This is a genomic window from Jatrophihabitans sp., from assembly GCA_036399055.1.
Taxonomy (GTDB): Bacteria; Actinomycetota; Actinomycetes; order Mycobacteriales; family Jatrophihabitantaceae; genus Jatrophihabitans_A.
This window is the reverse complement of the sequence record DASWNX010000015.1, coordinates 1-19,692: the sequence shown is the minus strand read 5'-3', so window position 1 is coordinate 19,692 and position 19,692 is coordinate 1. Positions and strand designations below refer to the sequence as shown.

17 protein-coding genes and 1 pseudogene are annotated in these 19,692 nt (G+C 69.4%); 7 read left to right on the top strand and 11 right to left on the bottom strand.

The window, feature by feature from the left end:
• Positions 1-42 precede the first annotated feature (42 nt).
• Positions 43-2,022, top strand: coding sequence for a translation factor GTPase family protein (locus tag VGB75_04560; GenBank protein ID HEY0166295.1), 1,980 nt, complete (start codon positions 43-45; stop codon positions 2,020-2,022).
• Positions 2,023-2,051: 29 nt separating this feature from the next.
• Here the strand turns inward: VGB75_04560 and VGB75_04555 are convergent, their stop codons facing one another.
• Positions 2,052-2,636, bottom strand: coding sequence for a GNAT family N-acetyltransferase (locus VGB75_04555; GenBank protein ID HEY0166294.1), 585 nt, complete (start codon positions 2,634-2,636; stop codon positions 2,052-2,054).
• A gap of 9 nt (positions 2,637-2,645) precedes the next feature.
• A complete protein-coding gene (locus VGB75_04550; GenBank protein ID HEY0166293.1) occupies positions 2,646-3,293 on the bottom strand; it encodes a nitroreductase family protein in 648 nt (215 codons plus the stop codon).
• A 334-nt stretch (positions 3,294-3,627) separates the two neighbouring features.
• Here VGB75_04550 and VGB75_04545 point away from each other — a divergent pair, with 334 nt between their 5' ends.
• Entirely contained in the window at positions 3,628-4,152 is a 525-nt protein-coding gene (locus VGB75_04545) for a hypothetical protein (protein ID HEY0166292.1), read from the top strand.
• A 150-nt stretch (positions 4,153-4,302) separates the two neighbouring features.
• Here the strand turns inward: VGB75_04545 and dnaB are convergent, their stop codons facing one another.
• The 6 genes and pseudogenes from dnaB to VGB75_04515 all read right to left on the bottom strand — a co-directional run bounded on the left by dnaB (position 4,303) and on the right by VGB75_04515 (position 9,247).
• A complete protein-coding gene (gene dnaB / locus VGB75_04540) occupies positions 4,303-5,694 on the bottom strand; it encodes a replicative DNA helicase (GenBank protein HEY0166291.1) in 1,392 nt (463 codons plus the stop codon).
• Positions 5,695-6,355: 661 nt separating this feature from the next.
• Positions 6,356-6,805 (bottom strand): 50S ribosomal protein L9, encoded by a 450-nt coding sequence (gene rplI / locus VGB75_04535; GenBank protein HEY0166290.1) that lies wholly within the window; start codon positions 6,803-6,805, stop codon positions 6,356-6,358.
• A gap of 14 nt (positions 6,806-6,819) precedes the next feature.
• The gene (rpsR, locus tag VGB75_04530; GenBank protein ID HEY0166289.1) at positions 6,820-7,056 is read right to left on the bottom strand and encodes a 30S ribosomal protein S18; all 237 of its coding nucleotides are present in this window, start codon (positions 7,054-7,056) and stop codon (positions 6,820-6,822) included.
• Between the two features lie 36 nt (positions 7,057-7,092).
• A complete protein-coding gene (locus VGB75_04525; GenBank protein ID HEY0166288.1) occupies positions 7,093-7,587 on the bottom strand; it encodes a single-stranded DNA-binding protein in 495 nt (164 codons plus the stop codon).
• Between the two features lie 77 nt (positions 7,588-7,664).
• Positions 7,665-7,943, bottom strand: a pseudogene (rpsF, locus tag VGB75_04520) (30S ribosomal protein S6).
• 236 nt (positions 7,944-8,179) lie between these two features.
• Positions 8,180-9,247 carry a hypothetical protein gene (locus tag VGB75_04515; protein HEY0166287.1) on the bottom strand — a complete coding sequence of 356 codons (1,068 nt, stop codon included), beginning with the start codon at positions 9,245-9,247 and terminating at the stop codon, positions 8,180-8,182.
• 206 nt (positions 9,248-9,453) lie between these two features.
• Between VGB75_04515 and VGB75_04510 the strand changes: the two genes are divergently transcribed.
• From VGB75_04510 to VGB75_04500, 3 genes are all read left to right on the top strand, one after another.
• The gene (locus VGB75_04510; GenBank protein ID HEY0166286.1) at positions 9,454-10,002 is read left to right on the top strand and encodes a SigE family RNA polymerase sigma factor; all 549 of its coding nucleotides are present in this window, start codon (positions 9,454-9,456) and stop codon (positions 10,000-10,002) included.
• Positions 9,999-11,261 carry a DUF4232 domain-containing protein gene (locus VGB75_04505; GenBank protein ID HEY0166285.1) on the top strand — a complete coding sequence of 421 codons (1,263 nt, stop codon included), beginning with the start codon at positions 9,999-10,001 and terminating at the stop codon, positions 11,259-11,261. The genes VGB75_04510 and VGB75_04505 overlap by 4 nt, the downstream gene beginning before the upstream one ends.
• Before the next feature lie 88 nt (positions 11,262-11,349).
• Complete coding sequence (locus VGB75_04500) at positions 11,350-12,129, top strand: deoxyribonuclease IV (GenBank protein HEY0166284.1); 780 nt, start codon at positions 11,350-11,352, stop codon at positions 12,127-12,129.
• Positions 12,130-12,195: 66 nt separating this feature from the next.
• On the opposite strand, the gene VGB75_04495 is transcribed toward VGB75_04500, so the two are convergent.
• The 3 genes from VGB75_04495 to VGB75_04485 all read right to left on the bottom strand — a co-directional run bounded on the left by VGB75_04495 (position 12,196) and on the right by VGB75_04485 (position 17,876).
• Positions 12,196-13,995 (bottom strand): proline--tRNA ligase, encoded by a 1,800-nt coding sequence (locus tag VGB75_04495; protein ID HEY0166283.1) that lies wholly within the window; start codon positions 13,993-13,995, stop codon positions 12,196-12,198.
• Positions 13,996-14,088: 93 nt separating this feature from the next.
• Positions 14,089-15,525, bottom strand: coding sequence for a glycosyltransferase 87 family protein (locus tag VGB75_04490; GenBank protein HEY0166282.1), 1,437 nt, complete (start codon positions 15,523-15,525; stop codon positions 14,089-14,091).
• On the bottom strand, positions 15,522-17,876 hold the full coding sequence (locus tag VGB75_04485) for a transglycosylase domain-containing protein (GenBank protein HEY0166281.1): 2,355 nt from the start codon (positions 17,874-17,876) through the stop codon (positions 15,522-15,524). The genes VGB75_04490 and VGB75_04485 overlap by 4 nt, the downstream gene beginning before the upstream one ends.
• A 428-nt stretch (positions 17,877-18,304) precedes the next feature.
• Between VGB75_04485 and VGB75_04480 the strand changes: the two genes are divergently transcribed.
• Positions 18,305-18,850, top strand: a complete 546-nt coding sequence (locus tag VGB75_04480; GenBank protein HEY0166280.1) for a PadR family transcriptional regulator — start codon at positions 18,305-18,307, stop codon at positions 18,848-18,850.
• Between the two features lie 78 nt (positions 18,851-18,928).
• Positions 18,929-19,692 (top strand): inositol-3-phosphate synthase (locus tag VGB75_04475; protein HEY0166279.1); only part of this gene is annotated, 764 nt, incomplete at its 3' end.

The following is a 19,692-nucleotide window of genomic DNA, read 5'->3' as shown; positions in this document are numbered from 1 at the left end:
CCCAGCTGACATCTGTCGACCGACGTGAGGGCCTGACGCTTTGTGAAGAGACTGAACCTTGGGGTGGTGGCGCATGTTGACGCCGGAAAGACCAGCCTGACCGAACGGCTGCTGTTCGACACCGGCGCGCTCGATGCGATCGGCAGCGTGGACGCCGGCAGCACCCGGACCGACTCGCTGGCGCTGGAGCGCGAGCGCGGCATCACCATCCGGTCGGCTGTCGCGTCCTTCGTGATCGGTGACGTGGGCGTCAACCTGTTGGACACGCCCGGGCATCCGGACTTCATCGCCGAGGTCGAGCGGGTGCTCGGCGTGCTCGACGGAGCGGTGTTGGTGGTCTCGGCCGTGGAGGGCGTGCAGCCGCAGACTTTGGTGCTGATGCGCGCGCTGCGGCGGCTGCGGGTGCCGACCCTGATCTTCGTCAACAAGATCGACCGCGGCGGCGCCCGCGCTGACGCGGTGCTGGCAGGCATCGCCGACCGGCTGACGCCGCGGATCGTGGCGATGGGGTCGGTGACCGGGCTCGGCAGCCGCGAGGCTGGCTTTCGACCGTACGGCCAGGGTGACCATGCCTTCACCGCGCGGTTGCTCGATCTGCTGAGCTCCGACGACGACGCGCTGGTGGCCGCCTACCTGCAGGACGAGGCGGCCGTCACGCACGAGCAGTTGCTGCACTCACTCGCAGGCCGGACTCGGCGTGGTCAGGCGCACCCGGTGTTCTTCGGCTCAGCGATCACCGGCGCAGGGGTGCCCGAACTGCTGGCCGGAATCGCCCGCCTGCTGCCCCCTGCTGACGATCACGCCGACGGGCCGCTGTCGGGAACGGTGTTCAAGATCGAGCGCGGCCGGGCCGGTGAGAAGCTCGCCTACGTCCGGCTGTTCTCCGGTTCGCTGGGTGTCCGCGACCGGGTGGAGCTGCGTGGCCGTCGAGAGAAGGTCACCGGCGTCGGCGTCTTCACCAGTGCCGGCGTGGAGCCGCGGGGCTGCGCCGTCGCCGGTGAGATCGCCCAGCTGCGAGGGTTGTCCAGCGCGCGGATCGGCGACCCGATCGGGCTGCCCGCACCCTCAGCCGGCGCCCGGCAGTTCGCGCCTCCGACGCTGGAGACCGTGGTAGAGCCGGTAGATACAGCTGACAAGGGTTCTCTGTATGCCGCGCTCGCGCAGCTCGCCGAACAGGACCCGCTGATCGGGTTGCGCCGGGACGAGCTGCGCGGCGAGGTCTCGCTGTCGCTGTACGGCGAGGTGCAGAAGCAAGTCATATCAGCAACGTTGGAAAGGGAGTTCGCCGTCAAGGCGTGCTTTCGCCAGACGAGGGTGATCTGCGTCGAGCGCCTGGTCGGTAGCGGCGCGGCTGTGGAGTTCATCGATGTCGCGCCGAACCCGTTCCTGGCGACGGTCGGCCTGCGGGTCGAGCCGGCCGCGGTCGGCGCCGGCGTGCGCTACCGGCTCGAGGTGGAACTCGGGTCGATGCCGTACGCGTTGATGCGCGCGATCGAGGAGACCGTGCGCCTGACGCTGCGGCAGGGCCTGTACGGCTGGGAGGTTCCCGATTGCGTGGTGACGCTGACGCACACCGGGTACTGGCCGCGGCAGAGCCACATGCACGGCAGCTTCGACAAGAGCATGTCGAGCACGGCGGGTGACTTTCGGAACCTGACGCCACTGGTGCTGATGCAGGCGCTGCGGCAGGCGGGCACCAGGGTGTGCGAGCCGGTGCACGCCTTCACCCTGGAGGCGCCGACGGCCAGCTATGGCGCGGTGCTGCCGGTGCTCGGCCAGCTGGGAGCGGTTCCGTCAGCGCCTTCTTCGCACGGCAGGACGTACCTGCTGACTGGTGTTATCCCGGCCGCCCGGGTGCACGAGCTGCAGCAGCGCCTTCCCGGGCTGACAGGTGGCGAGGGCGTGCTGGAATCGGCTTTCTCGCACTACGCAGTGGTTGAGGGTTTTCCGAGCCGGCCGCGGACCGACGCCAACCCACTGGACCGGGCTGTCTACCTGCTGCACGTCCAGCGGCGGGTGTGAGCTGTGTGCGCCATAGTTTCAGCTCCCCTTCAGGGAGTCTCCGTCAACGCCGATGCCTGCCACTGCTCTCGGGTGATCGCGTACTCGACTTCGCCGTGCTCGGCCCCGGGGATCGGCTCGTCCCAGTCGGCGTGGAAGGTGCGCACGTGCCGCAGCCCGATCGAGGTCATGGTCGCCCGGGAGGCTTCGTTGACTGCCATCGTCTCGGCGAAGATCCGGCGCAGCCCCAGGTCGGTGAAGCCGTGCCGGAGCAGCTCGCGAGCGCCTTCGCTGGCAAAGCCCTGCCGCCAGTGCCGCCGTAGCAGCCGGTAGCCAAGCTCGGCCTGGCCCTCGACCGGCCCCTGGTCCGCGCGCTGCGGCGGTTCGAGGAGCCACCAGCCCACGAAATCCCCGTCGTGCAAGCCGACCCAGAAGCCCAGCCCTGGCACCAGCTCAGCCGCGGCTAGCCGGGCACGGTGGTAGCGCAGCACGTCGGCGCGGGTGCGGGCCGTGCCATTGCCGAGATAGCGCATCACCTCGGGGTCGGAGTCGAGTTCCACCTCGTAGTCCAGGTGCTCCTCGGCCAGCGGCACGAGGCTGAGCCGTCGGGTGCGCAGTGTCGCCTGGCTAGTCACTGCGTGGGATCACCAACGGTCCCAGTGCAGGACCTCGTCGAGCGGCTGCCGGGGGGCTGGCCGGAAGCTGGCGCCGGTGTAGTAGGCGGTGGGGATCAGCACACCCTGATGCAGGTCGTCGGGCAGTCCGAGGATCGTCGCGACCTCGCGCTCGTAGTTGAGGTGCAGGGAGGTCCAGGCGGTGCCGAGCCCGCGGGCGCGGGCGGCCAGCATGAAATTCCAGGCCGCCGGCAGCAGCGACCCCCAGAGCCCGGCCTGGGTGCCCTCGCCGAGCGAGGCGGTTTGGATGCAAGGCAACACCAGCACCGGCACCTCGGACATGTGCTCGGCCAGGTAGGCGACGCTGTCGCCCACTCGGCTTTGAATCGCCGCCCGCGCCGGGTCGTGGGCGAACAGCTTGCCGGCCGCGCCGGAGGAGGCCAGGTATTCCTCGGTGGCTCGGCGGTAAACCTCGCCGACCGCGCGCCGCTGATCGGCGTCGGTCACCACGATCCAGTGCCAGTCCTGCCGGTTTGACCCCGACGGCGCCTGCAGCGCCACCTCCAGGCAGTCCCGAATGAGCTCCCTCGGAACCGGCCGGGTCAGGTCCAGCCGTTTGCGCACCGACCGGGTGGTGGTGAGCAGCTCGTCCGGGTTCAACGGGATCGTGTAGGCCATGCGCGCATTCTGGCAGAGCGAACTGACCCGCCGCTTGGCGAGTCGTGAGGGTGGGGTGACCGACCAAGCGGGGTTTTTCTTGTCGGATAACGTCGCTCATGCGACGCTATAAGACATGATGACCGCAAGTGCCGAGACAATGACGAGTGCTGAGGCAGCCGTCCTCCTAGGGGTCAGCGTCCGGCAGGTTCAGCGGTTTGTCCAGGCCGGCCAGATCGCCACCCGAGGCGTCGTCGGCCGTTCTGCGCTGCTCGACTCGGCGTCTGTGCACCGACTCGCCACCGTCGGCAGCGCCCGCGGTCGCACCTGGAAGGCGAGCACGGTATGGCAGGCCATGGCGCTGCTCGATGACCGCCAAGGCTTGTCGACCGGACTCTCGGAATCGAAGCAAGCGCAGCTGTCGCACCTGCGTAATCGCCTGCGCCATCTGGATGCCGAGTCGCTAGTGCGCATGAGCCGCAAGCGAGCCAGGATCACCCGCTGGCGGGTCTCGGACAGCTACGTCCGCGCGGTCGGCAAGCGCGTCGTCGTCACCGCCGCCTCGGCCCTCGACAGCAGCGACGGCGGCGAGCAACTGGCCCGGTCGCTACGGCTGGCCACCCGAACCTGGGACGGCCAGGTCGAGGGCTACATCACCGCCGAGAAACTGTCGCAGCTGGAACGCGAGTTCTTCTTAGTTGCCGATGGCGGCGGCAACGTGACGCTGCGTGTGACCGAGGACGTCGAGACGCTCGTCGACCTGCAGCAGCCCTTCCGGGCCTGCCTGCCGGTGGTAGCTCTCGACCTCGCCGAGTCCACCGACGTCCGCGAGCGATCAGCCGGCCTACGCGCGCTCACCACCCTGATGGCCCGCGTGTGACCCGCCGCGTCGATGTTCTCACCCCGTCCTAGGGCTGGGAGCACCGCTTCGTCGCGATAACGGCGGAGGTCACTTTCGGCTGTCACAAGGCCCCTCTCAGCGTGTTGCGGCAAAGGTCCGATCTCGTTAAAGAACAACCCGGGGCAGACATTAGGACGGCATATCCACGAAGCGGGACAGGTGGCCCTGGAAGGCCACCGTCGCCTGCCCGGTCGGCCCGTTGCGGTGCTTGGCGATGATGATGTCGGCCTCGCCGGCGCGCGGTGACTCGCGCTCGTACATGTCCTCGCGGTGCACCAGCAGCACCACGTCGGCGTCCTGCTCGATCGAGCCGGACTCGCGCAGGTCAGACAGCATCGGCTTCTTGTCGGTCCGCTGCTCGGGCCCGCGGTTGAGCTGGGACAGCGCCACCACCGGCACCTCGAGCTCCTTGGCGATCAGCTTCATCGCCCGGGAGAACTCCGACACCTCCTGCTGGCGCGACTCCACCCGCTTGCCCGAGGTCATCAGCTGCATGTAGTCGATCACGATCAGCTTCAGGTCGTGGCGCTGCTTGAGCCGGCGCGACTTGGCCCGGATCTCCATCATGGTCAGGTTCGGCGAGTCGTCGATGAACAGCGGCGCCTCGGCCAGCTCGGAGGACCGCAGCGCGATCTTGCGCCAGTCCTCGTCGGTCATCCGCCCGGACCGGATGTCGTTGAGCTTGACCCGAGCCTCGGCCGAGAACAGCCGCATCATGATGTCCTGCTTCGACATCTCCAGGGAGAAGATCACCGTCGCGGCGTGCTGCTTGATCGCCGCCGACCGGGCGAAGTCCATCGCCAGCGTCGACTTGCCCGAGCCGGGCCGGCCGGCCACCACGATCATCTGCCCCGGGTGCAGGCCGTGGGTGATCTCGTCCAGGTGCTCGAACCCGGTCCGGATGCCGGTGCCCACCCCGCCGTTGGAGGTCATCCGGTCCATCTCGTCCAGGGTGCCCTCGAGCAGGTCCTCGATCCGGACGTAGTCCTCGGTGGTGCGCCGCTCGGTGACCTCGTAGATCTCGGCCTGGGCCCGGTCGACCACGTCGTCGACGGTGCCGGCCATCCCCTCGCCGCTGGCCGCGCCGTAACCCATCTGGACGATCCGGGTGCCGGCCTCGACCAGCCTGCGCAGGATCGAGCGCTCAGCCACGATCTCGGCGTAGTAGCCGGCGTTGGCCGCCGTCGGCACTCCCGAGATCAGGGTGTGCAGGTACTGATGACCGCCGACCCGGGCGATCACGCCGCCACGGGTCAGCTCGGCGGCCACGGTGACCGCGTCGGCCGGCTCGCCGCGCCCGTACAGATCCAGGATCGCGTCGTAGACCAACTGGTGGGCGGGCCGGTAGAAGTCGCCGCCGCGCAGCACCTCGATCACGTCGGCGATGGCGTCCTTGGACAGCAGCATGCCGCCCAGCACCGACTGCTCAGCCTCGATGTCCTGCGGTGGGGTGCGGTCGAACTTCGGGCCGGAAGTGTCCGGATCTCCCGCGATCGCACGCAGCCCTGGACCTGAAGTCACACCGTCACCCATCGTTTACAAACCCGTGTCGGGCAGGTGGTCAGCCCCACACGGAATTGGTACCGGCAGAGTCTGACAATTTGCTTGCACGCCCGTCACGCGCTGTTGCGTCGAGCCCGCGCTGACGTTAGAGACACCACCTCGGTAGAGCAATACAGCCTGTGCACACACCTGTGGAGGACCGTGTGGGCAACGCCGCTCACGGTTGTTCACGACCTGGGGACAGAGCTGTGAATAACTCAGCGGAAAAGGCTGAAGGGCCCGTGATTACTGGGCTGTGTTGTGCTCAGCCTGTGGATGAAAAGTAATTCTGAAGAAGGTGAGCGCTCAGGCAACTGTGAGCGTCGGGTTTACTACTGGGCCGAACTGTGCTCATGCGGTAACGCGGCTCTTACGTTCGGCTATCACATATCCACAGGCGGGGCGAGTCGAACAAGCCGGGGGTGGACGAGCCGCCCACCGATCCGGACCACCCACCGAAAGCGGCGCCGGCGTGAGTTCCGCCGCGTCCGTACGACGGGCATGCCAAAGGCCCGGCCCGCACGTGGGCGGGTCCGGGTCTTCAGCACAAGCGGTTTCGAGTCGTCATGCTCGCAGCCCAGCGGCCAGCGTGAGACGACTCGGGTAGCAGCGCTGCGTCAGCTCGACGCAGCGCGTCTTGCTACTTGTTAGGCGCGACGGTGACCGGCACGGTGGCCACCACGTCAGGGTGCAGCTCGATGGTCACGGTGTGCGCCCCGGTGGTCTTGATGTGCCCGGGCAGGTGCACCCGCTTCTTGTCCACCGTGGGGCCACCAGCGGCCTTGACGGCGTTGGCGACGTCGGACTGGGTCACCGAGCCGAACAACTTGCCGCCGTCGCCGGCACGCGCCCTGAGCGTGACCGACAGACCCTCAAGCTGGGCCTTGATCTCTTTGGCGTGGTCGAGGCCGCGGATCTCCCGCGAGTCCTGGGCGCGACGGATCTGGGTGATCTGCTTCTCCGCGCCCTTGCTCCAGTTGATCGCCACACCGCGCGGCACCAGGTAGTTGCGGCCGTAGCCGTCAGCCACCTCGACGATGTCGCCGGGGACGCCGAGGCCGGTCACCTCACGAGTCAGGATGATCTTCATAGCCGTCCTGCCCCTTAGCGTGCGGTCGAGGTGTAGGGCAGCAGCGCCATCTCACGGGCGTTCTTGACCGCCTTGGCGATCTCGCGCTGCTGTTGGGTGCTGACGCCGGTCACTCGCCGGGCACGGATCTTGCCGCGGTCAGAGATGAACTTGCGCAGCAGGGCGGTGTCCTTGTAGTCGATCGCCTCGATCCGCGAGGTCTTGAGCGGGTTGGACTTCTTCTTGGGCTTGCGTAACGGTGGCTTGGCCATCTTCGGATACTCCGTCTTGAGATCAGTGAGGAAGGTTTAGAAAGGCGGTTCGTCGGAGAAGCCGCCGGAGGACGAGGCAGCCGGTCCGGACGAAGCCCACGGGTCATCGGCCGGAGCCGAGCCGCCGCCGGAGTTGTCGGCGCCGAAGCCACCGCCGGAGGAGCCGCGCTGGGTGCGGTTCACCTTGGCCGTGGCGTACTTCAACGACGGGCCGACCTCATCGACGTCAAGCTCGATGACGGTGCGCTTCTCGCCCTCGCGGGTCTCGAACGAGCGCTGCTTCAGCCGCCCGGTCACCACCACCCGCATGCCGCGCTGCAGCGACTCGGCGACGTTCTCGGCCGCCTGACGCCAGATCGAGCAGCGCAGGAACAGCGCGTCGCCGTCCTTCCACTCGTTGGCGTTCTTGTCGAAGTTGCGCGGCGTGGAGGCCACCGTGAACGAGGCGACAGCCGCGCCGGACGGCGTGAACCGCAGCTCGGGATCAGCCGTCAGGTTGCCCACGACGGTGATGACTGTCTCGCCTGCCATCAGGCGCTCTTTCGGGCTTCGAGCTTCTTGGCCTGGGCCTTGTCCTGAGCCTTCTTGGACTTGGCCTTCTGTGGAATCGGCCGCAGCACCTTGGTGCGCAGCACTGACTCGTTGAGGTTCAGCTGCCGGTCGAGCTCGATCACCGACGCCGGCTCTGCCTTGATGTCGATGACGGCGTAGATGCCCTCGGACTTCTTGTTGATCTCGAACGACAACCGGCGCTTGCCCCAGACGTCGACCTTCTCCACCGTTCCGCCACCCTTTTTGATGACGGAGAGGAAGGTGTCCAGGGACGGAGCGATGGTTCGCTCGTCCAGCTCGGGGTCGAGGATGACCATGACTTCGTAATCGCGCATGGGATTAACCCAGCCTCCTGTGGACTTTGCGGCCACGGACGTTCCGTGGCAGGAGGGTGAAGCCGCCTGTTGGAACTGCGCGGGGCAGTTCGCGGGGGCGCTGAACACCTGACGTTCTGCACCCAGACAGCAACCTTGACAGGTTACCGGCTGGCCTGCGGGGAAAGGAAATCGGCCGGCTCAGCAGCAGCCGGGCTCAGCACTACCTGACCCGGCGCGCTCGGCGACCGGTGAGGTCAGTGCTTGGCGATGGCCTTCGCCTGGGCCGTGACCGGCTGCAGCAAGAAGGTGCGGGCGTAGAAGGCGGTCGCGCCCGACAACGCCAGGATGGCCAAGATCACCGCGAGGGTGGGCAGCGCGCCGAGGGCGGATCGGGGCTGGCTTGAGGCGAGCTCGGTGGTCCGGGGCGAGCTGGCAGCCTTGGCCGGCGCGGCGGAGCCAGCGGAGGACCGGCCGTCGCTGACGCCCGTTTGCTGTCCGGCGACGATCGAGCCGCGGTCGGCCGAGCCGGCGGCGGAGTCGCCGGTGGCCGGGACGAAGACGCCGCCGAGCCCGCTGCCACTGCCGTAGCCGTCGGGCACGGTGCGGTCGGCGACCGTCGGCCCGGTCGGCTTGTAGTTGGTGCCCGGGCCTTGGTTGCCGGCCGGCGCGCTGGCGCCCGGCAGGTTGACGCCCGGCAGGCTCGGCGCGCCGGGGACGCTCGGCAGCGCCGGGACCGTCGGAAGCGTGGGCAGGGCGCTGTTGACCGGTCCGAGCGCTCCGTTGACGCTGCTCACCGCGCCGCCGATCGCGCCGTTGATCCCACTGGTCACAGCGCTGGGCACCGCCGAGGCGGACAGGCTCGGCACCGGGAGCTGCACCGCCACCGCGCAGTTCTTGACGCTGCCGGTGATGATCAGCTTGCCCTTCTGGGTGTTGCTCAGCGTGCCGCCCAGGCTTCTGATCTGCCAGCTGAGGCTGTACGTCGCGGCCCGGGTGAAGGCGATCGGCGCGCCCGCGTCCGGGATGTCAGCGATGACCTTGGAGCTGGCCGGGTCGAGGGAGTTCGGGGCCGGCTTGATGGTGACGCTCTCGGTGGACAGCGCGGCCAGGGTCGGGTCGTTCTTCAGCAGCACCGTGGTGTTCGGCACGACCGCCATCGACCCGTTCAGCGGCAGCGGGCAGGACGTCGAGGACATGCCGGTGAGGTTCAGGGTGATCGGCGTCGGAGGCGTCACGGCGCCACTGGGGCCCGACAGCAGCAGACCGGCGCCGGAGGCCACGACCGCCGCGACGGCAAAGCCGGCGATGCGACGAAGGCTCATCAACACTCCCTACCCTGAGGCGGTCAGCGACCGCGCAGCGTCCTGAACGTCCGAAAAGCGCCATCCTAGCGGGTGCGCCACGACCACGCCGTCCGAAGAACTCAACGAGGCAGGCGCCCATTGGTCACGCACGCTGGCCTCAGCCGAACGCCGACCGGATTCACTCAGCGCGCAATGTTTCGATCGGTTTAGTTGTCTTGAGGGGCATGAAGGTCATTTCGCGGGCGGCAGCCCACTTCGAGCAGTTCGTGCAGGACTGCACGGACTCTCTGCTGGCCACCGCCTACCTGCTCACCAGGGACCGGCAGGCCGCCGAGGAGTTGGTGCAGGACACCCTGGTGGCGCTGTATCCGCAGTGGTCGAAGGTGGCCCAGGCGCAGTCGCCGATCGCCTACGTCCGCCGGTCGCTCATCAACCGCTACCTCAACCAGCAGCGGCGCGGGTCGGCTTCTGAGCTGGTCACCGACTTCACCGCCGCCCGGGCGCCCGAGCGGCGGCCGGGGCCGGACTTCGCGCACCGGATCGATGACCGCGACCAGTTGCGCCGGGTGCTGAGCACGCTGCCCGCCCGGCAGCGGGCCGCCGTGGTGCTGCGCTACTTCCATGATCTGTCCGACGACCAGGTCGCCGAGGCGATGGGCTGCCGCGTGGGCACGGTGCGCAGCCTGATCAGCCGGGCACTCAGCACGCTGCGCGGCGACGCCGCCTTTACCGGCCTCGACGGCCACTCCGATCAGCAGGGAGCCACCCGATGACGCCCGACGAGCTCGACACCGCTGTCCGCGAAGAACTCCGGGCACAGGCCCGCCTGGCGCCGGCCTCCGCGCCGGTCAAGGCGCATGTGCTGCAGGCGGCCCGTGCCCTGACCATGGAGGACAAGCACGTGGGCGGCCTGCGGGCCTGGCTGGTGCCGATGCTGGCCGCGGCCGCCGTGCTGCTGGTGACCCTCGGTGTCACGGCCGGGCCGAAGCTGCTGCGCTCGGACGGCCCGGACCGCACCCCGCCCGCGGTCAGCTCGACGTCGGACTCACCCACCCCGAGCGCCAGCGCGACGTCACCGTCGCCCAGCTCCACTGCCAAGCCCCCGCCGGCCAGCACCGGGGCCGCTTCCGCCGACGCCGCGCCCAACCCGGCGCCCAGCTCGACGGCGCCGCAGGACTGGTACCGGAATCTGGACGTCAACGCACTGCCGCACACCCCCGGGCTGTGCCCAGAGGTACTGACGATCGGCACGACAGACAGGCTGACTGCTCGAGCGGTCTCGGTGCCGGGCGAGCCGGCGCCGCTGTGGCTGCTGCCGGTCACCTGCAACGGCATGACCAACGCCTCGCATCCGCTTCCGATCGAGGTCTTCCGGTACAGCCCGGACGGCCCGCGACTGGTGCAGACGCTGGCCTATGAGCCCGGCGACCGGCGCTCGATCATGGTCACTGCAATCAACGGCGAGGGCCAGAACCTCGTCCTCGCAGAGAAGGGCTACTCGCCGAATGACGCGCTGTGCTGCCGCAGCCTGCGGTTCAGCCAGGACTACACCTGGAGCACCGCTCGGTCCCGCTTCGTGGCCGGCCCGCAGGTCGACACACTGCTCCAGTGCACCGGTGACCAGCTGACGGTGACCAGCACCCCGTTGACCAGCCAGAGCGGCGACGCCCGCGGCATGCTGCTGACCTACGTCAACGACGGCAAGGAACCCTGCACGCTCACCGGCTATCCGGGCGCCGCGATCGTCGACGCGGCAGGCCAACCGCTGGCCGACGCTGCCCGGACCCCGGCCGGCGCCTTGGGCGGGTACACCTCAGAGGGCAGCGCACCCCGGGTAGTGCTCTACAACAGGCCCGGATCGGCGGTGATCGAGTGGGTCGCGGCGCAGCACGGCGGATCGCGGTGCCACTCTGAGGCCACGCTGCTGAGCACGCCGCCGGGAACCACCGCGACCAGGTCCTACGGCGCCCAGCCCCTGGTGTGTGACCTGCAGGTGCATCCGGTGGTGTTCGACGGAGACGGCAAGGGATAACCCGCCATCGTCACCCCGCCATCGTCACCCCGCCGTCGTCACAAGGTCTACGGTGAGTGATCTCAGGGCCGGACGTAACCTGGCAGGCATGGCTGACACCCTCGTCATCGGCGCGCACGTCGACTCCACCGACCCGCTGGCCGCGGCCGCCCAGGTCGACGCCGCCGCGGTCCAGTTCTTCCTTGCCGACCCGCAGGGCTGGAAGGCGCCCAAGGAGCACCCGCATGCCGAGGCGTTGCGGGCCACCGACCTGACCGTCTACGTGCACGCCCCGTACGTCATCAACGTGGCGACCACCAACAACCGGATCAGGGTCCCGAGCCGCAAGATCCTGGCCCAGCACGCCGCGGCGGCCGCCTCGATCGGCGCCAAGGGACTGATCGTGCACGGCGGCCACGTCGGCGCCGACGACGACCCGGCGGTCGGCATCGACAACTGGCGCAAGACCTTCGCCTACCAGGCCGACAGCGGCGGTTTCCCGCTGCCGATCCTGATCGAGAACACCGCCGGCGGCGCCGCCGCGATCGCCCGGCACCTGGACCGGATCGCCCGGTTGTGGGACGCGATCGGCGAGTACAACCCCGGCTTCTGCCTCGACACCTGCCACGCCCACGCCGGAGGCGAGGACCTGACCGGCATCGTCGACCGGGTCAAGGCGATCACCGGCCGGATCGACCTGATCCACGCCAACGACAGCCGCGACACCTTCGACTCCGGCGCTGACCGGCACGCCAACATCGGCGCCGGGTTCATCGAGCCCGAGGCGATCGCGGCCATCGTGCGGGCCGCCGGCTGCGACGTCCTGGTCGAGACGCCGGCCGCCGGTCAGGCCGAGGACATCAGCTTCCTGCGCAGCAAGGCAGCCTGAGCGCCAAGCCCCGCTGAGCACCGGCCCCGCTGTGCACGAGGCCCTGCTGAGCACCGGCCGAGCCGGCTAGCTGCCCGACACCTCGGCGTGCACGGCGCTGACCGCGTCGCCCACCGGCACGTCGCGCCGCTGGCCGGACTTGCGGTCGCGCAACTCCACCACGCCGTCGTCCAACCCTCGGCCGACCACCAGGATCGTGGGCACCCCGAGCAGCTCGGCGTCCTTGAACTTCACACCGGGCGAGGCCTTGCGGTCATCGAGCAGCACCCGCACCCCCAGGGACACCAGCTCGGCGGCGATCCGCTCGGCCTCGGCCACGGCGGCGACGTCCTTGCCGGTGGGCACCACCTGCACGTCGGCCGGCGCCACCACCCTCGGCCACACCAGTCCGGCCTCGTCGTGGGTCTGCTCGGCCAGCGCGGCGACGGCCCGGGTGATGCCGACCCCGTAGGAGCCCATCGTGATCGTCACCGGCTTGCCCTCCGGGCCCAGCGCCGTCAGCCCGAACGCCTCGGCGAACTTGCGCCCGAGCTGGAAGACGTGGCCCAGCTCGATGCCGCGGGCGATCTCCAGCGGCGAGCCGCAGCGGGCGCACCGGTCACCGTCGCGGATCTCGACCGCGCCCACTTCGCCTGCCGGGTCGAAGTCCCGCCCGCGCACCACGAAGGCGGCGTGCTTGCCGTGCTCGTTCGCCCCGGTGACCCAGGCGCTTCCCGACACCACCAGCGGGTCGACCAGGTAGCGCACCTTCAGCTCGGCCAGCAGCTGCGGCCCGATGTAGCCCTTGACCAGCCCGGGCGCCGCGGCCAGGTCCTTCTCGTCGGCCTGCTCGACCTCGACCGGCTCCAGCTGGCCGGCCAGCCGCTTCATGTCGACCTCGCGGTCGCCGGGCACGCCCACCACCAGCAGCTCCCAGCGGTCCGAGCCGGGCTGCCGGGTCTTGAGCACCACGTTCTTCAGGGTGTCGGCCGCGCTGAACCGCTGCGGCTCCAGCCCGTGCTCAGCCCAGTCCAGGGTGTTCAGCCGGTCCACCAGCGTCGCGATGGTCGGGGTGTCCGGGGTGTCGAGCACCAGGCTGGCCGGGTAGACGGAGCCGTCAGAAGCACTGCCGTCCTGCGCGGGCGGCCCGGCGATCTCGACCGCCTCGGTGTTGGCCGCGTAGTCACACCCGGTGCACTGCACGAAGGTGTCCTCACCCGAGGGTGTCGGGGCCAGGAACTCCTCCGAGGCCGAGCCGCCCATCGCCCCGGAGACCGCGAAGACGATCCGGTAGTCAAAGCCCAGCCGGCTGAAGATCCGCTCGTAGGCGTCCCGGTGAGCCTGGTAGGCCTGCTGCAGCCCCTCGTCGGTCAGGTCGAAGGAGTAGGAGTCCTTCATGATGAACTCGCGTCCGCGCAGCACGCCGGCACGCGGCCGTGCCTCGTCGCGGTACTTGGTCTGGATCTGGTAGAGCGAGAGCGGGTAGTCCTTGTAGGAGGAGTACTCGCCCTTGACCAGCAGCGTGAACAGCTCCTCGTGGGTCGGGCCGAGCAGGTAGTCCCCACCCTTGCGGTCCTTGAGCCGGAACAGCGAGTCGCCGTAGTCGGCCCAGCGCCCGCTGGCCTCGAAGATCTCCCGCGGGATCATCGCCGGAAAGTGCACTTCCTGCGACCCGATCGAGGCCATCTCCTCGCGGACGACCTTCTCGATGTTGGCCAGCACCGCGATGCCCAGCGGCAGCCAGGAGTAGATGCCCGGAGCGACCCGCCGGACGTAACCGGCGCGGACCAGCAGCCGGTGGCTGGGCACCTCGGCGTCGGCAGGGTCATCGCGCAGGGTGCGCAGGAACAGCGTGGACATCCGCAGCAGCACTAAGACTCCAAACATCGAGGCAGCTCACCCCACGGCGGACGCGTTCCTCCGGCGTGAGCGAGCCGAGAAGGGCAAGGTTACCCAAGCCCCGTGGACTGGCCGAGCCGATTACGGCCTGGCTGCCCGGGCGCCGATCAGCCGGTCGGCCGGCGCGGCGGCGAACAGCCCGGCCCCGGGGTCCGGCTCGTCCGCCGAGCGCACCACGTCTGACTCCGGGCGGCGGATGTCACGCACGATCAGGGCCACCAGCACCAGCAGGGTGGCGTCGCGGATCAGCAGCACCCAGGTCAGCCCCTCGTAGGGCAGCGCCTTGTTGGGGTCGCTGCCGCCGAGCAGCCAGAGCAGGGTGGCGATCCAGACCGCGATCTCGGTGGCCTGCCAGATCAGCGCGCTGCGCCAGCGCGGCCGGGCCAGCGCCAGCAGCGGCACCAGCCAGATCGAGTACTGCGGGCTCCACACCTTCGTGGTCAACAGGAAGGCGGTCGCGGTCAGAAAGGCCAGCTGCGCCAGCCGCGGACGGACCGGGGCGCTCAGCGCCAGCCAGCCGACTCCCGCCAGCGCGGCCAGCAGGAACAGCGCCACCGCCAGGCCAGGCGGTGACCAGCCGGAGTCGGCGGGGGCGCCGAAGGTGCTGGGGAAGTAGTGCTTGAGCATCGCCCAGAACGTGCTGGCCTCGGCCGGCCGGGATTCGGAGAAGGAGTAGAACTCCTTCCAGCCGGGGGTCCAGGCCAGCGCCACCGGCAGGTTCACCGCCAGCCACGCGCCGGCCGCCGCCGCGGCGGCCCACAGCACCGGCCGCCAGGTGCGGGTGCGGTAGGCCAGCAAGAACAGCGGCACGAACAGCAGCGCCGGGTACAGCTTGGCCGCGGCGCCCAGCCCGATCAGCACTCCGGCCGCGACCGGCCGGTCGCGAGCCCAGGCCCACAGCGCTGCGGAGGCGAACGCCATCGCCAGCAGGTCCCAGTTGGAGAAGGCGTGAAAGACCAGCAGCGGGCTGAGCGCCAGGATCGCGGCGTCCCACTGCCGGCGCGGGCCGGCGGCGGCCGCGGTCGCGGCGATCGTCAGCAGGCCGCAGATCGCCAGCAGGATGCAGGTCAGCACGCCGAAGACCAGGCCCTGATTGCTGCCCGGCGCCAGGCCGCTCTCGGCCAGCGTGGACCAGGCCCGGGTCAGCTCGCCGGTCGCCCACATGAAGCCGCCGGTGAGCACCGGGTACTCCACGGCGTGGTCGCGGTAGGGCACCGCTCCCGAGGACAACCCCTCGGCCCCCCAGAGCGGGATGACGTCGGAGTAGCAGGCGTGGGTGTACTGCTTAGAGGCCACCCACTGGCCGTCGGCGCACGGCAGCTTCTCGGCGTAGCCCAGCAGCAGCGTGAGCGCCCCCAGCGCCAGCAGCACCCGCAGCGGCGACCACCAGCCCGGGTCCAGGCGGGCATAGCGTCCCAGCGGGCCGCCGACCAGCGCGCTGGCCCGGGCGATGGTCGGGTCCTGCCTTGACGGCAGGGCCTCCTCCCACGCGGGCGGGAGCTCCCGCCTGTCGATCACGGACGTCTGGTCGGCGTGGACGTCGAGCCGGGTGACGCCGCGGCCGGGCCGGCTGCCTTGGTGGTGGGGCTGCCGCTCGGTGCGGGCGGCTGGCTGGACGCCGGGGCTGAGGAGGACGGGCAGACCGGCAGGCCGCAGCTGGTGCTGGGCGTCGGCGGTGGCGGCGGCGCGGAGGTGGTGGGCGGCGCGCTGGTGGTGGGCGCCGCGCTGGTGCTCGGCGCCGCGCTGGTGCTCGGCGCCGTGCTCGACTCGGTCGGCGACGGCGTCGGGGCGGCGCTGGCGGTGGTGGCCGACGGCGTTGGGTCGCTGGGCATCCCGATCTGCTGGGTGGTGGCCAGCGGCTGCACCGGCTTGCCGCTGAGGTAGCCGTCCATGAACGCCCTCCAGGTGCGGCCGGCCAGATCGCGGCCGTACTCGGAGTTGCCGTTGGCGTCATAGATCGGCTCGACCTTGTCCGAGCCCACCCAGGAGGCCGCGCTGACCTGCGGGGTGAAACCGACCGTCCAGCCGTCGCTGGAGTCGCCGGTGTCCTGGATGCCCACCGTGCCGGTCTTGGCGGCCACAGGCCGTCCGTCGGCCAGCGGGATCTGCGAGCGCTGAGCCACCTCCTGCATCGACAGGGTGGTGTCGTTGGCGACTCGCTTGTCCAGCACCCGCTTGGCGTTGTCCTTGTGCTGGTAGACCAGGTTGCCCTTGCTGTCGGTGATCTTCTCCACGAAGTAGGCCGGCCGGAACAGGCCGCCATTGGCCAGCGTGGCGTAACCGACGGCCTGGTCCATGATCCGCACCGGGTAGTTGCCGATGCCGACGTAGTTGTCTGCGTTGCCGTTGCGCATCAGGGTCGGCGCGCCAGGGTTGGCCCCGGACGCCGACTCGACGGCGGGGATGCCCATCGCCCGGGCGGTCTTGACGACGTTCTCCGGCTTCACCAGCGAGGTCAGCTTGCCGAACACCGTGTTCAGCGAGAGCGTGGTCGCCTCCCGCAGGCTGTACTGGCCGAAGTCGGGGTCCGTCGGGTCGTTGGCGAACGGCAGGTTGTCGATGACCTGCGGCGACGAGCCGTCGAAGACGGACTGGATCGTGTACGCGGGCCTGACGCCCTTGAGGTTCTGGGCGAGCGCGGTGGCGGTCACGTAGGGCTTGAAGCTGGAGCCGGGCGGGCGCCAGGCCTGGGCGTAGTCCAGCCCGCCTCCGTTGCGCCCGCCGTAGTAGGCGATCACCGCGCCGGTGTCAGGGTTGACGGCGACCAGCGCCGGACGCATGTTGCGCTGCTTGGGCGTCAGGTTGGAGTAGTTCTGTTTGATGGCTTCCTGGGCGGCCACCTGGGCGCCGCGGTCGATGGTGGTCTGAATCCGCAGACCCCGGGGGTTGATGCTGGCCGGGTCGACGCCGTCGGCGGCCAGTTCGGACTTGACCTGGCGCCAGACCAGGCCGAGCGGGCCGTCGAGCACCGAGCTGGTGTTGCGGGTCTTGACGGTGGTCGGGAACTTCAGCTTGTCCGCCTTGGCCTGGCTCAGCTTGCCGGTCTCGACCATGCCGCCGACCACGTACTTCCAGCGGTCCTTGGACTCCGAGGGCGTGACCGTGGGGTCGTAGTACTCCGGCGATTTGATCACCGTCGCCAGCAGGGCGCCCTGGGCGAGGTCGACCTTGTCGATCGAGACGCCGAAATAGGCTCGGGCCGCCGCTTCGATGCCGTAGGCGCCCCGGCCGAAGTAGATCGTGTTGAGGTAGCTCTCCAGGATCTCGTCCTTGGAGAACTGGCGGCTGATCTTCAACGCGATGACCAGCTCCTTGAGCTTGCGGCTCAGGGTCTGGTCAGAGTTGAGGTAGGCGTTCTTGACGTACTGCTGGGTGATGGTGGAGCCGCCCTGGACGGGCCCGCCCCGGACGTCGTTGACCGCCGCCCGCACGGTCCCCTTGACCGACACTCCCGGCTCTGAGTAGAAGCCGCGGTCCTCGGCGGCCAGCACCGCGTCGCGCACGTGCACCGGAACCTTGGACAGCGGCACGATGATCCGGTTCTCCCCGCCGTCGATGGTGGCCATGGTCGAGCCGTCGGCGTACTGCACGATGGCGGCCTGGTTGGTCTTGAGCTGCTGGGCGGTCGGCACCTTGACCACCGCGTACACGCTGACCGCGAGCAGCGTCCCCAGCAGCGCCAGCACCCCGAGCAGCCAGGTGAACAGCAGGCCGATCCGGCGCAGCACCCGCTTGCCGGGGCTCATCTTGGCCAGCCGGCGCTTCTTGGCCGCCCGGCGCTGCTTCCAACGGCTCGCTTGGCCCGCGGACGAGACCGGGCCCTTACCGGGAACGGACCGGGACTGCCCGGGCGCGGAGGGACCCGCCACGAAGAACTCCTCTACTCAGCACTACGTCGACAACTCAGCACTACGTCTCATCGGCGCCCCACCGGGGAACCTCAGCCGGGAACCTCAGCCGAGGACCTCGGCCAGGCGCCCCAGCCAGGCGCCCTCGGCCGCTTCAGCGCCGGCCAGTCGCGCGTGCGACTGACGGCCCGCTCACCGAGGGTACGGGGACCTCCTGGGCCAGAGCCGACAGCAGAGCCGTCCTACCTCACATCCAAGCTCTGACAAAGGCCCACCAAAGCCCCCGAACCCCGCGGCGGGGGGCCTGACCCGCCGCGCGTCAGATCCCGCTCAGGTTAATGGATATCTCGATCTGATGTATCGTCTTGATATATCGGCGTGTACCTCGCCGGTGCTCACACCGCTGGTTGCCAGCGCGTTCCCCGGACCCGGAGAGGAGGACGGCGACCATGTTGGAACTCCCCATCCTGGGCCTGCTCAACGAAGCTCCGATGCACGGCTACGAACTGCGCAAACGGCTGTCCACCCTGCTGGGAGCGTTCCGGGCGTTCTCCTACGGTTCGCTGTACCCGTCGTTGCGGCGGTTGCAGGAAGCCGGCTGGATCGACGAGGACGCGCCACTGGATGAATCGGCCGGCGGCTTCAGCGCCCGCTCCCGGCGCGGCAAGCGGGTCTACCGGTTGACCGCCGAGGGCAAGGAGCACTTCGCCGCGCTGCTGGCCGAGGTCGGCCCCGACGCCTACGACGACGAGGGCTTCGGCGCCCGACTGGCCTTCTTCGCCCAGACCCGCTCCGACATCCGGCTGCAGATCCTCGAAGGTCGCAAGCAGCGGATGACCGAGCAGGCCGACGGCATGCGCAGCTCGCTCGCCCGGACCCGGGAGCGAATGGACCGCTACACCCTGCAGCTGCAGGAGCACGGGCTCGAATCGGCGGACCGGGAAGTCCGGTGGCTGACCGAGTTGATCGAGACCGAGCGCCGGGGCCCGAACTAGCCCCACCGCCCCATGACTTACCGCCACGCCGAGTTGAGTACCAGCCAGGCGAAGCAACCAACAACAAGGAGGAACCCGATGGGTTCGGAAAACGCAACGTCGGCCGCCGGTCGCATCCGCGTCGCCATCATCGGCGTCGGCAACTGCGCCGCGTCGCTGGTGCAGGGCGTGCACTTCTACCGCGACGCAGACCCCGCGGGCATGGTTCCCGGGCTGATGCACGTCAAGTTCGGCGACTACCACGTCAGCGACATCGACTTCGTCGCCGCCTTCGACGTCGACGCCAAGAAGGTCGGCCGCGACCTCTCTGAAGCCATCGTGGCGTCGGAGAACAACACCATCAAGCTCTGCGACGTCCCCCCGCTGGACGTCCCGGTGCTGCGCGGGCACACCCTCGACGGCCTCGGCAAGTACTACCGCGAGACCATCGAAGAGTCCGACTACGAGCCGGTGGACGTGGTCAAGGTCCTCAAGGACCAGGCCGTCGACGTGCTGATCTGCTACCTGCCGGTGGGCTCGGAAGCGGCCGCGAAGTTCTACGCCCAGTGCGCCATCGACGCCAAGGTCGCCTTCGTCAACGCGCTGCCGGTGTTCATCGCCGGCACCCCTGAGTGGGCTGCCAAGTTCGAGGAGGCCGGCGTTCCGATCGTCGGTGACGACATCAAGTCCCAGGTCGGCGCCACCATCACCCACCGGGTGCTGGCCAAGCTGTTCGAGGACCGGGGCGTGGTGCTCGACCGCACCTACCAGCTCAACGTCGGCGGCAACATGGACTTCAAGAACATGCTCGAGCGCGACCGGCTGGAGTCGAAGAAGATCTCCAAGACCCAGGCCGTCACCTC

What these genes read in the sequence shown, in the direction of transcription:
- rplI (HEY0166290.1), bottom strand. Translation starts at nt 6,805, where the DNA reads ATGAAGATCATCCTGACTCGTGAGGTGACCGGCCTCGGCGTCCCCGGC.
- VGB75_04510 (HEY0166286.1), top strand. Translation starts at nt 9,454, where the DNA reads ATGAAGGTCATTTCGCGGGCGGCAGCCCACTTCGAGCAGTTCGTGCAG.
- VGB75_04525 (HEY0166288.1), bottom strand. Translation starts at nt 7,587, where the DNA reads ATGGCAGGCGAGACAGTCATCACCGTCGTGGGCAACCTGACGGCTGAT.
- VGB75_04495 (HEY0166283.1), bottom strand. Translation starts at nt 13,995, where the DNA reads ATGTTTGGAGTCTTAGTGCTGCTGCGGATGTCCACGCTGTTCCTGCGC.
- VGB75_04515 (HEY0166287.1), bottom strand. Translation starts at nt 9,247, where the DNA reads ATGAGCCTTCGTCGCATCGCCGGCTTTGCCGTCGCGGCGGTCGTGGCC.
- VGB75_04550 (HEY0166293.1), bottom strand. Translation starts at nt 3,293, where the DNA reads ATGGCCTACACGATCCCGTTGAACCCGGACGAGCTGCTCACCACCACC.
- VGB75_04505 (HEY0166285.1), top strand. Translation starts at nt 9,999, where the DNA reads ATGACGCCCGACGAGCTCGACACCGCTGTCCGCGAAGAACTCCGGGCA.
- rpsR (HEY0166289.1), bottom strand. Translation starts at nt 7,056, where the DNA reads ATGGCCAAGCCACCGTTACGCAAGCCCAAGAAGAAGTCCAACCCGCTC.
- VGB75_04500 (HEY0166284.1), top strand. Translation starts at nt 11,350, where the DNA reads ATGGCTGACACCCTCGTCATCGGCGCGCACGTCGACTCCACCGACCCG.
- VGB75_04545 (HEY0166292.1), top strand. Translation starts at nt 3,628, where the DNA reads ATGGCGCTGCTCGATGACCGCCAAGGCTTGTCGACCGGACTCTCGGAA.
- VGB75_04480 (HEY0166280.1), top strand. Translation starts at nt 18,305, where the DNA reads ATGTTGGAACTCCCCATCCTGGGCCTGCTCAACGAAGCTCCGATGCAC.